This window comes from Pseudonocardia sp. Ae717_Ps2 (assembly GCF_001932475.1).
Lineage (GTDB): Bacteria > Actinomycetota > Actinomycetes > Mycobacteriales > Pseudonocardiaceae > Pseudonocardia.
Map to the genome: position 1 here is coordinate 22,889 of NZ_MCIS01000009.1, position 13,335 is coordinate 36,223.

The following is a 13,335-nucleotide window of genomic DNA, read 5'->3' on the forward strand; positions in this document are numbered from 1 at the left end:
TGGGCAGGGTGACCGACACGGACCCACACAGCATCATCGGAAATAGTTCTCAACACGGGGGAACTCCTCGCAGGACGAACACAGACACCACGACAGGTCCGACACCAACGGTGCCGGTCACAGGACCGGTCCTCGGTTCGGCCGCGGCGGCTGTCGCGCCGCGGCGGATCCGGCCAACACGTCGATGACGCCCCACGAGGCGAGCAGCGGGCGTAGCGCGTCGAGCATCTTGGACGGCAACACCGCAGCGGTGACCCCGGCCAGCTCGACCGCGCCCACCGCCGGGAGGAACACCGCATCGTCTAGCAACCCGGCCAGGTGCGGCCCTGCTGTGCCGTCGATCCCGCCCGGCCAGCGTTTGGCGGCGTTCACGACCAGCTGGGCCACCGGCGCGGCGACCCCGGCCTGCACCCAGCTCTCGTGGCGGGCCAGGAGTTGTTCGGCGCGGCGCAGCGACGGCCGCGTGGCCCGCACCACCAGCACCGGTCGCGGCGCCGGCGCCCCGGCGCGCAGCCACCCACCGGGCCCCGCGATCGGGGCCGCCGCGGCGCGCCATCCACCGTGCCCGAGATCGACCACGGTGACATGCAACGGCGCCGGGGGCGGGTCGGGCAGCCAGTCCGGCGGGACCGGGACCATCCCCGGCGTGATCCCGGGCAGGGTGGTGTCGAGGCGGGCGAGCAGCACACCGTTCCCGGTCCGCCCGCGCCAGGAGTAGCGGACCTGGACCTGCTCGCTGATCGGGCGGGTCCACGGCCCCTCAACCCCGGCGGCCTGCGCCAGCCCGGACCGAGCCGGGGCGTCGGCATCGACGAGCAGACAACACCGTTTCCCCTGGTGAGCGACATCAGCGATCGCCGCCGCCACCGTGGACGCTCCCGCGCCGGGGGAGCCGGCCAAGACCGGGATGACCGCGCCGTGGCCAGACCAGTCCGCGGCCCCGACATGGGTGGGCCACACCTGCCGACCGCGGTCGGCCACTGCGGTGACGGCGGCACCGGCCTGCTCGGCGATCTCGACCGCATCGGTAGGACTACCGGTGACCGTCGCGCGGGCAGCATGAGCGGCGGCGAGGTCCACGATCATCTCCACGTCCCCGACATCCAGGCCCGTGTCGCTGCCGCGGCGGGCGGCGGTACCGAGCAGCTGATACATCCCCGGCAACGACCGCGGCCGCTCCACCCACCCGGGTGTGGCCGCCTGCGACGCGTCGACGGACTCTGCTGCGGTGGCCATCATCGGAGCCCGAGTCGCTGTGAGCAGGCCGGCCACGCCGCCCAGCCCTGCACGGCCTGAACGCGTTTCGCGACCTCGATCTGCTCAGCCCGACTGGCCTCGTGTGCTGCGCCTTCCCCGCCGAACGCCCGCCATGTGGACGGGCTGAACTGCAGGCCACCGTGGTAGCCGTTACCGGTGTCGCTCGCCCAGTCCCCGCCGGACTCGCACTGAGCTAGGTTGTCGAAAGTCGAGTCCGCCGCCGGACCCGTTTCCGCATCTCCGGTCGCCGGCGGCGGCTCGGCCCCCGACCCGGTCGCCGGCTTCTTCGCCGCGGACCCCGAAGTGAGTGTGGCGGGGCGCGGTGTGTCGGGCTGGTGCCCGGCTCGGTCACCGGCACCGCCGGTCAGGTCGGCGCTGACGGTGTCGCTGTCCTTGTCCGGGTCGCTGTCCTTGTTCGGGTCGTTGTCGCTGGTAGGTCGACCGGGCCGCTCGCCGGCGCTGACCGTCCGGTCCTCCACACCGGTGCTGGTGGTGCGGTCGAGGGCGTCGAGCAGGTCTTGAGCGAGTGGGTCGACCTCGGCCGCGGCGCGGGCCTGCGCTCTCAGCTTCTCGATGCCCGCCGCCACCGAACCTGCCCTACTGGTCGAGGTCTCGGGCGTTGCGCTCGTGCTGGTGTGCTGACCAGCGCTGCTCGCGGCGCCGGATGCGGTGTCGGTGGTGGCTCGGCTGGGTTGGGTGGACTGGGTGCGGGTGATCACCTCGCCGGGTCGGACCTCGGACTCGCCGGACGACAACTGCTCCAGCGCCGGTGTCGGGGGCGGTGTCGATCCTGTGCCCGCCGCCGAGGACTGGTCGCCGCCCGTGAGCCTCGGGCCTGTCCTGGTCTCGTCGCTCCGACCGCTGCCGAGGCTGCGGAGGTGGTCGAGGGTGTCCAGGTCGTCGGGGTCGGCGCCGAGCGCGGCGAGACGGTCACGGCCGAGGGTGTCGAGGAGGGTCGTGCCGATCTGGGTGGCGTCGGTGTCTCCGTCTGCGGTGAGCGCGGACAGCAGGTCGGTGACCATGCCGATCGCCGCCCGCGCTTTCTCGTCGTCGGCGGTCGAGGGCGCCCGGCTTGGGCCGGTCTGGGTGTCGGCGTCGACGTTGTCCACCGACACCGCGGGCTCCGATGCCGAGGGCGCGGGTGGTGTCGCGGTGCGGGGCCCGGCCGCCGGGGTCGGCGCGGTCGTGGTCTGGCTGTTGTCGCCGCTGGGTTCCGGAGTGGTGCTGGTCGGCGGTGGTGTCGCGGTGGGTGCTGCAGCAGGAGAAGTCGCGTCCGCTGGGGCATCGGCCGGCCCGGAGTCCGGCGCGGTCTTTTCCTCCGCGGGTGGTTGTTCCGGCGACGCCGTAGGCGTGGCCGGGTGGTGGTCGGTGCAGGCCGCCGGGATCGGCGGCGCCGCAGACCGCGGCCGGGCTACCGGCGGCGTTGCTGCTGCTGGTGGTGGAGTTGTGGCTGCGGCTAGGGCCTGGTCGACAGCACCGAGAGCCGCATCGGCTCCGGCTGCGGTGTCGTTGATGAGGTCGGCTGCGGGTGGTGGGTCGATCAGGTCGGCGGGTGTGGGGCCGAGCCCGGCCGCGGCTAGGCGCACCCCGACCTCGCTGAGCTGCGGGTCAGCACTGTGTGGGTCGGCACTGTGTGGGTCGGCACTGTCCAGGTGGTGGAGGTGGTCGGAGATGTCCACGGCGTGCTGGCGCCACCCGGGCGGCTGGGTTGCGGGGCGGAACCCGAGCTCGGTGATCTGGTCGGCGAGGGCGTGGTCGGCTGGGTTGTCGGAGAGCGTGAGGTCGGTGAGCAGCGCGCGTGCCTGGGTGCGGGTTTCGGTCGCGGCGGCGTGTTGACGTGCGGCTGTGCGATTATCGCAAGTTCCGGCGGCGGTCAGCCCGAGCACCGTCACCGGCTGCGCCTCCGGGGCCCGGGCAGCTGTGGTGACGGTGGTCCAGGTCCCGACGCCCAGTAGCGCGGTCGCGGTCAGCACCGCGACCGCTGAGCGGCGGGCGGGTGACCCGTCCGGCAGACGGCCCGGCAGGAGAGGGCGGCGCGGGACGTGGTCGGCCCACGACGGCCGCACAGCACGCCGACCGCCGCGGCGGGGGAGCGGAGACATGCGGGGAAACCTCCAGGTCAGCAAGGGAGCAGACGAGAACAAGCGCGGGTGTCGGTCGGGCGGCGGAACGGCGTCTAGGACCGACCGGTGTTGTTGTTGATCTCGTCGGTGACCGTGGTGGAGGAGTCGGCGTCGGTCGACCCTTCGCTGCCGGCGGTGTCGGTCGATGGGCCCTCGCCGGCGGCGAGGCCCCACTGTTTGACCCAGTCGACCTGCATCCGCCCGGTCTCGTCATCGCCGCGGGGGAACCAGTCCAGCTGCAGACACAGATGCATCGGACCCGGCGGCAGGATGGAGGTGTCGGTGGTCTTCCACCATTCGCGGCCGTCCACGAACGCGGTCACACCGTGCGGGGTCCACTCGAGGGCGTAGTTGTGCCACGCGGTGGCGTCGATGGTCAGTTCGCCGTGGACCTGGGAGTTGTCCGCGCCGTAGTGCAGAAAGAGTTCGATCGTGTCGCGGGCCGGGTTCATGATCTCGGCGAAGTCGATCTCCCCACCGACGGGGAAGTTCTCCTGCGTCGGCCACAGCAGTGCGAGGGCGTTGTAGGACGGGGAGCCGGTCGGGGCGCGCATCCGGACTTCCCAGCGCCCGTACTTCTGCGCATGCGAGGTCCACGCCAGCCCGGCGGTCGTGCCGTCCCCCGAGCCGTCGATGGTGAGCACACCGTCGGCGATGGTCGCCGCGGCGGGGGAGCGGGTGCCGTTCCCGGCATGACCCGGGCCGTCATAGGCATTCCACCCCGCACCCAGGGTAGTGCCGGTGAAGTCGTCGACGACGTCCGGGACACCCCACCCGAACACCTCACCAGCAGTGTCACCTGATGCGGGTGTCCCGGACGTCGGCCCGGTCGGCGGTCCGGGCGATCCAGTGTCGGGGGCGGCACTGGATCCGTTTTCATGATCGTTTGACCGGTTCCCGGTGTTACCGGCGGCGCCGGACGCCCCGCTGTCGCCGCTGTCGCTGCGGTCGCGGGTGTCGCGGGGGCTCGGGGTGGTGTAGCAGGTGGTGGGGACGAACCCGGGGCGTCCGGCGCCGATCTCGGTGAGCGCGGCCCGCCACGCCTGCGCCCGCTCGGACTCATCACCGTCGAGTTCGGCCAGGACATGGGTCGCGGTGATCCGCCATCCGCACTCGACCCGCGCCTCCGCCGGTGTGGGAGCGGCTGGAGCGAACGCGACGCCCAGTGATGTCACCGCCGCGACAGCGGCGCTGGTCGGGCCGGGCCCGATCACCGCAGACCGGCCTGAGGATCGGCGTGACCGGTGTGGATGTCGCGGGGGTGGGTGTCGCGGAAGCCGTGCGCCGCCAAACCCGAGGTCCGGGCCTGGAAGCCGTCGGCGACCACCGCAGCCAGTTCAAGAACCGCATCGCGGGTGGCCGGGGCGAGGGCGGCCAGGTCGATGATGTCCCCGGTCGCCAAGTGCGGGTCGGCGGGAAGCTCCACCACCGCCCGCACCCGCGAGGCGAAGTAGTCGACGATGACGCTGTCATCGACATACCGCGACGCCCGGTCACAGGACAGGACCACGACAGCGTCAGCGACCAGGTCCCGATACGGAAACCCGCCGGAAGAGTCCTGGTAGGTGGCCAGCCACTGCAGTGTCCGCGCCGCGCGTGACGCCCCGTCCTTGGTCGGCGCGCCCACCACGACCAGCGCATCAGCGTGCCGCAGCGTTCCTTGCATCGCCGAATGCACCAGGCCGGTGCCACAGTCGGTGAGCAGCAACTCGTGATAGACCGACAACAGTCGCAGTACGGCCTCGTAGTCGCGGGCGGAGAACATCTCCGACAACGCCGGCTCCTGCTCCGAGGTCAGCACACGCAGGCGACCGGCGAGGTGGGTGTAACCCGACAACTGCGTCGAAGACTGGACCCGATCCAGATCGTGGAGCAGGTCCCGCACCGTCCGCCGCCCTGCCTGCGCCTCCCCGACCAGGCGGTCCCCGAGCGTGCCGGCATCGGGGTTGGCGTCGAGGGCGATGACGCGGTCACCGCGGTACTCGGCCATCGCCAACCCGAGCAGCGAGGTCACCGTCGTCTTCCCGACACCACCCTTGATCGACCCGACCGCGACGCTGAACGGCCCCGACAGTGGTGTCGTGACCCGCCGGACCTGGTCTTTCAGGCGCAGCTCGGTAGCGGACAAACCCGGATTCCAGCGGCCGCCCGACAGCGCGTGGACCGCGGCGCGCCAGCCGTGTGCCGGCGCCGCCAGCTTCGGCCGCACCACATCAGCGAACACACCACCATCAGAGAAACCCGCGTCCAGAACATCCCGACCACCGTCGTCGCCTGTGTCGGCGCCGGCGCCGGCGGCGGTGCTGGTGTCGGTGCTGGTGTCGGGGTGCCGGAACGCGGCCGCAGGCGCCGCCGGTTCGATCGGCTCGATACCGGGCCGCGCCGGCGCCGGGCCGGTGGACAGCAGCTGTTCCGGGGACTCGCCCGACACCGGTCGCCCGCCCGGCACCTCGGGCGCGACTGCAGCAGGCCCCGACGACCCGGACCTCGCCGACTCAGCCGTCGCCGGTGCACCAGGAGCGGCCCACGCCGCCGCAGCACCGGTCAACCACGACGGCGGCGCTTTCTCCACGGCCTCCAGCGGCGCTCCAGCCGACGGCACGTGATCACTCGACGACATCAACGATCACCCGCCTGTTTCTCGGCGGGCCCGGTCAGCAAAGCGGGGTCGACGACCAGTCGGCCGTCCTCGCCGGCGCGGGTGACCGGCACCGTCATCCGCACCCAACGTGCCTCGGTCGCCGCCCATGCCGCGGCCGCCTCCGGTGGCGCGCAGGACCGGCCGATCATCCCCGGCGGATCCACCACCTCGGGACGGACCTCAGGCCCAGCAGCACCAATGCGGACATACGGAGTCACACGGACCACGACCTCGACGAACACCACCGTGTCCGACCGTCGGTAGATCCGCCCCGGCAACGGGGAATCCGCCCGCTGCCGACCCTCCCCCGACCAGCCCCACGTACACGCCTGCGCATCCGCAAGGACCTCACGCAACACCTCCGCCCGCCGCCACGGGACGTCCTCGTCGAAGGACTGGAAGTCACACGCGAACCGGCTGGCGAACGACGACGCCTCCACATCCGAGATCGGCTCCCACGACCGCACCGACCTCGTAAACGACGACTCCAGGCGACGCCTGGCGAGTGGCCGCGACTGCTGTAGCTGCGGTACCGGCCACGCGGGTTCCTCGCTGACGTCGGCACTGGAGCCAGCACTGGAGTCGACGCTGACGTCGGCGCTGACGTCGATCGGCGGCGTCGCCAGCTCTACGCCGGCCACGGGCTCGCCCACCGACTCCGCTGCCACAGGCGACCCAGACGGCCCGCAGCGCTCCGACCGAGCCCGCAGCGCGGTGACCGTGGCAGCAACGGTGACGGTGTCCGGCGGGGAGGCCTCGCCGAGACCGGGCGCGGACCTCCAGATCGACTCATCGAGGCTCGGGGAATTCACCCGCGCCATCACTTTCCCCACCCCAGAGAATCGTCACGGAAAAAGGGGTTCGAGATCAGCCAGTGCCGCACAATCACCCTCACCCTTTCAGCTGGAACCATGAACAGTGCACAGAACAGTGCGCGATCCCTGCGGGGCGCATGGCCGCGTCAATACGTCCCGGGGAGCGATCCCTGCGGAATCGTCGTGATCCAGCACGGACAACGCACCGTCACGAGCCGCCGGCGCGGCAACATTCACCCTGACCCGACCCCGCTCCGCAAGTACCCCTGCCAGGGGTACCCCTGCCAGGGGTACCCCTGCCAGGGGTACTTTCGCTCTCCGTATCTGAGCATCTACTCTGCGTTACTCCTCGGTAAGGGTGCCGCGGCCAGCGGATCTAGGTCGCCCCCCCCCATTGCACTCATCGCCCCTTCTGCGATCGACTACTCTCAGTGACGAACCGTGTGACCTGATCGTGACCAAAAATCTGTGGCGGCGGCAGTCACGTGGAGACGAAGAGGGGCCGCCCAGAGAATCGTCTGCGCTGCCTCTCTCGGCCATCAGGTGCCTCGGGGTTCGCGGGTAAAGGTGCGGGCGGGGCGGGATCCCCTTCGTGGTTGACGTTGAGGGTTTGACTCGGGTTACGGTGTTGTCGTGACTTCTTCTGTTTCCGAGACGTTCGATCCGGATGCGTGGACGCTGGTCGACGGGTTCGATTTCCGTGACATCACCTATCACCGGGCCCGCGCCACGGGGGCGGTGCGGATCGCGTTCGACCGTCCCGAGGTCCTCAACGCGTTCCGGCCGGGCACTGTCGACGAGCTGTACCGCGCCCTGGAGCACGCCCGGACCAGCGCCGACGTGGGCGCGGTACTGCTGACCGGGAACGGCCCCTCCCCGAAGGACGGCAAGCGCGCCTTCTGCTCCGGCGGCGACCAGCGCATCCGTGGCCGCACCGGCTACCAGTACGCCTCTGGCGACACCGCCGACACCGTCGAGCAGGGCCGGGCCGGGCGGCTGCACGTCCTGGAGTGCCAGCGGCTGATCCGCTTCATGCCGAAGGTCGTCATCGCCGTGGTCAACGGCTGGGCCGCCGGGGGCGGGCACTCGCTGCACGCCGTCGCCGACCTCACGATCGCCTCTCGCGAGCACGCCCGCTTCAAGCAGACCGACGCCGACGTCGGCTCCTTCGACGGCGGCTACGGCTCGGCCTACCTGGCGCGGCAGGTCGGCCAGAAGTTCGCCCGGGAGATCTTCTTCCTCGGCCGCACCTACACCGCCGAGCAGATGCACCACATGGGCGCGGTCAACGCCGTCATCGACCACGACGACATCGAAACCGAAGCGCTGCTGTGGGCCGCGGAGATCAACGGCAAGTCCCCGCAGGCCCAGCGGATGCTCAAGTACGCCTTCAACCTCGCCGACGACGGCCTAGTCGGACAGCAGCTCTTCGCCGGCGAGGCGACCCGGCTGGCCTACATGACCGACGAAGCCATCGAAGGCCGCGACGCGTTCCTGCAGAAGCGCGACCCGGACTGGACCGGCTTCCCCTGGCGCTACTGAGACCACCTCCCTGACCTGACCGGCAGCTCCGCTGCTGCTGGAGACGCTTCAGCCCTGGGTGCGTATCGGGAGTCACCCGACACAACACCCTTCCACTACGTTGTGTCATCACACGCACCCACACGGGAACAATTCGGGTATCCGATGTGCCTCATGTGGTCGACGACGACGGAGGGGCCTACTCACGGTGGCCGGATCGGACAACGACCGCGCACCCCACGCGGAGCAGCAGCCGGTGGAACTGCCGGCCCTGGGCAGATTCCTGCGTCAGCTGCGGGAACGGTCGGTGAACGGGTGCCGCCGCGGCGGCGGGATGAGCCGCATGGAACTGGCCACGCTGACCGGTCACGGCGCCGGCTACATCGCGAAGCTCGAACAGGGCGACCGGGTGGCCCCCTCAACGGCCGCGGTCGACGCCCTCGCCGACGCGCTCGGATGCTCCCCGTGCCAGCGCCAACACCTGCACGACCTACGCGAGTACCAGCCCGGCGCAGGCGACCGAGTCGTGCCCCCGCACGTGATCACGACCGAGAACCGAGCCTATGTCGACACCCTCACCTCGGCGCTCGCCGGGTTCGTCGACGACGCCTGGAACGTGCTGTACGCGAACGCCGAATACCGACGCGTGTACCGACACATCACCGACCCCGACATCGCGAACGTACTACTCTGGTTCTTCTTCGTCCCCGACAGCCGCCGCATCATGGTCGAATGGGAACAAGAAGCACTACTGACAGTCGCCTGGACACGAGCACTCATGGTGCGCAACCACTTGGGAGGTGACCAGTTCAAGACCCTGCTCGACCGACTGTCGCAGTCACCAGAGTTCCGAGAGATGTGGAACAGCGGTGACCTCGCACTCGGCCGCCACAAAGCCGAAATGCTGGTCCGCGACCTCGATTCACACACAGTGCTGAACCTCCGTGCGCAAGTACTGAAATGGCCCGAAGCATCCAGTCCGCTCCAGCTCTACCTCGCCGTCGACATGAACGCCCCCCCCACTTGATCATGATGGGGTCTTCTTTCCCTCGACCACCTGACACGCCGCGCACAGCACAGAGATGACCCCATCATCGTCAACGTTCCCGAAGGATTCGGTAGTGAAAACTGGAAGTGTCAGCATCGGGTCTCGGACCGTCGGTGTCGCCGACAGCGGTGGCCGCGGACCCGCAGTCATGTTGTCGCATGGTTTCGCGCTGGACCATTCGATGTTCGATGGTGCGCTGCCATTGCCTCCACAATGCCGGTTCATCACCTGGGACGCTCCTGGTCACGGGAACAGCCCACTCGGAGATGCCCCGTTTTCCTTCTGGGACCTCGCTCGGGACCAGCTGGCCATCATGGACGCGCTCGGTATCGACCAGGCAGTCGTCGGCGGGTGCTCACAAGGCGGTTTCATCGCGTTACGGACCGCGTTGTTGGCCCCGGACCGTGTGACCGCGTTGATCCTGATCGACACCGAGGCCGCCGCACTGGACCCGGTCGAACTCTCCGCGTATCAACGCATGTTCGCCGAATTCTTCGAATCCGGGCCGACCGCGGAACTAACCAACGCCCTAGCGTCTCAAATCATTGGAGATCATCCCGCAGCGCGCCGATGGGCGCGCACCTGGCAGACCCGCGGTATCCCTCTCGGTCCGCCGGTGGACTGCCTCCTGCATCGCGACGACATCACCGACCAGCTACCACAGATCACCGCCCCCGCGCTGGTACTACGCGGCGAGCACGACCAGTCCATTCCGCCCGAACGGCAACAACACATGCGCGACACCCTCCCCGGCGCACGTGACGTGCACATCATCGCCGGAGCCGGACATTCCCCGACCATCACACACCCCTACACAGTGCGCACCGTCATCGACCGATTCCTCACCACCACGACACCGGAGCGGCGATGACCGACCAGCTCCCCGCCGCACGCGCCCCGGACCTTCCCGACATCCCGTTGTTCGGTGGTGTCACGGTCGGGCAGGTGTTCCTCGCGGCCACGACGGTCGCGGTTCCCGCGACCGTGGTCGGGCACGTGCTGGTGCTCTCGGCGTGGGCCCGCGGCTGGGAACCGCACCGGCTCCGCACCATCGCCCTCGTGGTCGTGGCCGCTGCGCTGCTGGCAGGACCGCTGACCGGCGCGGTCCCCTGGTGGGGTGTCGAGATCGTCGGCGACGCGGTGCGTCAGACCTGGGACGGGCACTACCTGGCTGCGGGGATCGACTCCGCCGCCGCGACGGCCCCCCTGATCGCAGTGCTGGCGTGGTGGTGGTGGCACGTCTACACCAAACGGATGCGTTCCGGTGTCACCCAAGCCGCCGGGGAACGCCACGTGCGGCGCCAACTACGCATCCGCGCCGCGACCGCGACCCGCCGCGCACGCCGCGAACACACCCCGCTGGCCCACCACAGCCGGGACGGCACACCCTCGGTGGTCCTCGGGCCCCGCTACGACACCGTCCGAGCCCACCCGGACCTGCTCACCGACACCCTGACCCGCCGCCCGGCGCCCTGGCTGGAACTCCCCATGCCGCGGATCGCGCTGCACATGGCCTGTGTCGCCGAGACCGGCGCCGGGAAAACCACGATGCTGACACGCTGCACGGCATGCTGGATGGAGATCACCTGGACCGCCTACAACCAGCACCACAACACGGCCGGCAGGACTGGCGTGTCCGGCGGGGCTGGCGGGGCACGGCCGTTGGTGATCTTCCTCGCCGCGAAAGGCGGCCCCGACGCCTACGACGACGCCCGCGAGTGGGCCGAGACCATGACCCAGATCGGCCTCCACCCCGACCGGGTCGGGGTCTTCCCGTTCGAGACCCGCCTGAACATGTGGCGCATGCCCGCCCCGCAGCTCCGCGCGGCCCTGCACAAACTCGCGAAGACCGATCACCGCTTCTACGACGTCCTCCAACGCGGCCTGCTGCACCTGGTCATCGACGCACCCACCGAACACCCACCGACATCCTCAGCGCAGTTCCTGCAACGCCTCGACCCCGCCTGGCTCACCACCGCCTGGAAGAACCACCCGGTCGAACAACGCGCGATCACCGCCCTGACCAAGACCGCCGGGGCGGGATCCTCGTCGCTCGATACCGATCTGCTGCTGTTCGCCGACCTGTTCCGCAGCATCGGCGGCGACTTCGACGCCGGGCAACCACTGTCGGACTTCGACGCCCTGTACGTGTCCGTACCCGGCGCCACCGACCAGGTCGTGGCCGCCACGAAGACCGCCGTGCTCATCGAACTACTCACCTACGAACTCGGCGTCGCCCACCACGGCGGCCGCCGTCAAGTGCTGTTCGTCATCGACGAGTTCTCCGCCGTCTCCGGTGACACCGCCGGCACCGTCATCAACCTCGTCGAACGCCTCCGATCTCTCGGCGGGTCGGTCATCGTCTCCGCCCAGTCCTACGAAGGCCTCGCCGACACCGACGACGAACGACGACGCCTCCTCGGCGCCATGGGCGGCGGCGCCCTACTCGGCCGCACAACAAACGCCGAAGCCCTCGCCGAGCGTTTCGGGACCCGGATGGTCGACGAAGTCGGCTACCAACTCGACGCCGGCCGACCCACCGGCGTCGGCACCATCCGGCGTCAACACACCTACCTGCTCGACCCGAACCGGCTCCGCCAACTCCCGCCCCATCACCTCGCCTACGCCACCACCGACCAGGTCATCTACGGCGTCGTCGCCCCACTCGTACCTTCGCCCGCGGTCACCGGCTCCACCCGCCGCACCGCACCCACCCACGGACCAGCCCTGACCCGACGCCAGCTCACCGCCGGACAAGCCGCCGCAGTGAACCGGCGCCGCCGCAGCCCCGACACCGGCCCCGACACCGGCGCCGACGACCAAGCCGACGGCGCCCCGGCCCCGGACTGGAGCGGGGACGACTGGACCCACGACACCACCGATGAGGACCCACGATGAGCCCGCCCACTCACCATGAGCAGGCCCGGGCTGCAGCCGCAGCTGCAGCTCTACTCGGCGTCCCCGTTGATGCCTCACCTGAGCTACTACGCACCGCGTGGCGGGCCGCCGCCCGCCACGCCCACCCCGACCAGGGCGGCACCCCCGACCGCTTCATCGCTCTGACCAGCGCCTACGAACTACTCACCACACCACCCGCCTCGACACCAGCCCAAGCGACACCACCTACGCCGCACCCGGACACGCCGGGCCCGGCCGCGGGGCGCACCGACATCACGGGCCCGGGCGCCGGCGGGCTCCTGGTTCTACGGGTCCTCGGTCTGCTGGTCGCCGCTGGTGTCCTCACCGCCGGTGTCGCCATGATCGCCGCACCGGCCGCGGCCGCCATGACCGCGTTGATCGCCACGGCAACAGTCGCCCACCACGTCCACCTCCGGCCGCAGAACCATGCTGCTCGCGACCGCCACCAGCGACAATGAGCCTTTTTCAACCTGGCGTTTGTGCTGGTCAAGCCGTCGAGTGGGCCTCCCCGACCCGCGACCGCGCGGCGGCCTGACCTGCATCATCGGGGATCTGGCCGCTGCCGACGGGGCCCCTGCCGCCGCTTCGCGGCGGGTCCTCGGTCAGGTTGAAAAAGGCTCACTCACCACACCACACCCAAGGTCAAGAGCGGTCTGCGACCGCCACGCCGCGAACGCTTGATGAACAGCCTCGGGAAACATCGGTACAGGATAGGTCCGATTCAGGGCGCGCTATCGATTCTCACCGCGCCGACCGATGCGGCCCCGGCTCCCAACACGGAACCTCGCTGATATCCCGGATCGCCCACCGCACCTCCGCACCCCACGCCTCCGGGTCCCGAGCCCGAGCCCGCCGCGCGCGATCCCGATCCACGAACTCCCCCGCAACATCCTGAACCTGCTTCAACACATTCGGGGCACACCAATACATCACCCCCACACAATCCAACTCCCGAGCACGATCCACCACCACCGACAACAAACCCTTCACCATATCCGCCCCCCCATCTCC

10 protein-coding genes are annotated in these 13,335 nt (G+C 70.1%); 5 read left to right on the forward strand and 5 right to left on the reverse strand.

Features of this window, described 5'->3' with window-relative positions; genetic code table 11:
- Positions 1-117: 117 nt before the first annotated feature.
- From Ae717Ps2_RS31845 to Ae717Ps2_RS31865, 5 genes are all read right to left on the reverse strand, one after another.
- A complete protein-coding gene (locus tag Ae717Ps2_RS31845; protein ID WP_233147867.1) occupies positions 118-1,236 on the reverse strand; it encodes a hypothetical protein in 1,119 nt (372 codons plus the stop codon).
- Complete coding sequence (locus tag Ae717Ps2_RS40130) at positions 1,236-3,359, reverse strand: transglycosylase family protein (protein ID WP_304442466.1); 2,124 nt, start codon at positions 3,357-3,359, stop codon at positions 1,236-1,238. Before Ae717Ps2_RS40130 ends, Ae717Ps2_RS31845 begins: the two co-directional genes overlap by 1 nt.
- A 74-nt stretch (positions 3,360-3,433) precedes the next feature.
- Complete coding sequence (locus Ae717Ps2_RS31855; RefSeq protein WP_143510800.1) at positions 3,434-4,555, reverse strand: glycoside hydrolase family 16 protein; 1,122 nt, start codon at positions 4,553-4,555, stop codon at positions 3,434-3,436.
- A 35-nt stretch (positions 4,556-4,590) separates the two neighbouring features.
- Positions 4,591-5,811: a MinD/ParA family protein gene (locus Ae717Ps2_RS31860; RefSeq protein ID WP_233147868.1), complete on the reverse strand. Its 1,221-nt coding sequence runs from the start codon at positions 5,809-5,811 to the stop codon at positions 4,591-4,593.
- 188 nt (positions 5,812-5,999) lie between these two features.
- Positions 6,000-6,674 carry a hypothetical protein gene (locus tag Ae717Ps2_RS31865; RefSeq protein ID WP_143510802.1) on the reverse strand — a complete coding sequence of 225 codons (675 nt, stop codon included), beginning with the start codon at positions 6,672-6,674 and terminating at the stop codon, positions 6,000-6,002.
- Between the two features lie 795 nt (positions 6,675-7,469).
- Here Ae717Ps2_RS31865 and Ae717Ps2_RS31870 point away from each other — a divergent pair.
- The 5 genes from Ae717Ps2_RS31870 (at position 7,470) to Ae717Ps2_RS36820 (ending at position 12,782) form a co-directional block, all read left to right on the forward strand.
- Positions 7,470-8,378, forward strand: coding sequence for a 1,4-dihydroxy-2-naphthoyl-CoA synthase (locus tag Ae717Ps2_RS31870; RefSeq protein WP_075334709.1), 909 nt, complete (start codon positions 7,470-7,472; stop codon positions 8,376-8,378).
- 187 nt (positions 8,379-8,565) lie between these two features.
- Positions 8,566-9,384 carry a helix-turn-helix domain-containing protein gene (locus tag Ae717Ps2_RS31875; RefSeq protein WP_198932379.1) on the forward strand — a complete coding sequence of 273 codons (819 nt, stop codon included), beginning with the start codon at positions 8,566-8,568 and terminating at the stop codon, positions 9,382-9,384.
- A 169-nt stretch (positions 9,385-9,553) separates the two neighbouring features.
- On the forward strand, positions 9,554-10,276 hold the full coding sequence (locus Ae717Ps2_RS31880) for an alpha/beta fold hydrolase (RefSeq protein ID WP_233147869.1): 723 nt from the start codon (positions 9,554-9,556) through the stop codon (positions 10,274-10,276).
- Positions 10,273-12,303, forward strand: a complete 2,031-nt coding sequence (locus tag Ae717Ps2_RS31885) for a hypothetical protein (RefSeq protein WP_075334711.1) — start codon at positions 10,273-10,275, stop codon at positions 12,301-12,303. The genes Ae717Ps2_RS31880 and Ae717Ps2_RS31885 overlap by 4 nt, the downstream gene beginning before the upstream one ends.
- Positions 12,300-12,782, forward strand: a complete 483-nt coding sequence (locus tag Ae717Ps2_RS36820; RefSeq protein WP_143510804.1) for a hypothetical protein — start codon at positions 12,300-12,302, stop codon at positions 12,780-12,782. The genes Ae717Ps2_RS31885 and Ae717Ps2_RS36820 overlap by 4 nt, the downstream gene beginning before the upstream one ends.
- Positions 12,783-13,335 lie beyond the last annotated feature (553 nt).

Bases quoted from the DNA above. Each gene is read 5' to 3' on its own strand.
- Ae717Ps2_RS31845 (WP_233147867.1), bottom strand. From the start codon at position 1,236: ATGGCCACCGCAGCAGAGTCCGTCGACGCGTCGCAGGCGGCCACACCC.
- Ae717Ps2_RS40130 (WP_304442466.1), bottom strand. From the start codon at position 3,359: ATGTCTCCGCTCCCCCGCCGCGGCGGTCGGCGTGCTGTGCGGCCGTCG.
- Ae717Ps2_RS31880 (WP_233147869.1), top strand. From the start codon at position 9,554: ATGTTGTCGCATGGTTTCGCGCTGGACCATTCGATGTTCGATGGTGCG.
- Ae717Ps2_RS31885 (WP_075334711.1), top strand. From the start codon at position 10,273: ATGACCGACCAGCTCCCCGCCGCACGCGCCCCGGACCTTCCCGACATC.
- Ae717Ps2_RS36820 (WP_143510804.1), top strand. From the start codon at position 12,300: ATGAGCCCGCCCACTCACCATGAGCAGGCCCGGGCTGCAGCCGCAGCT.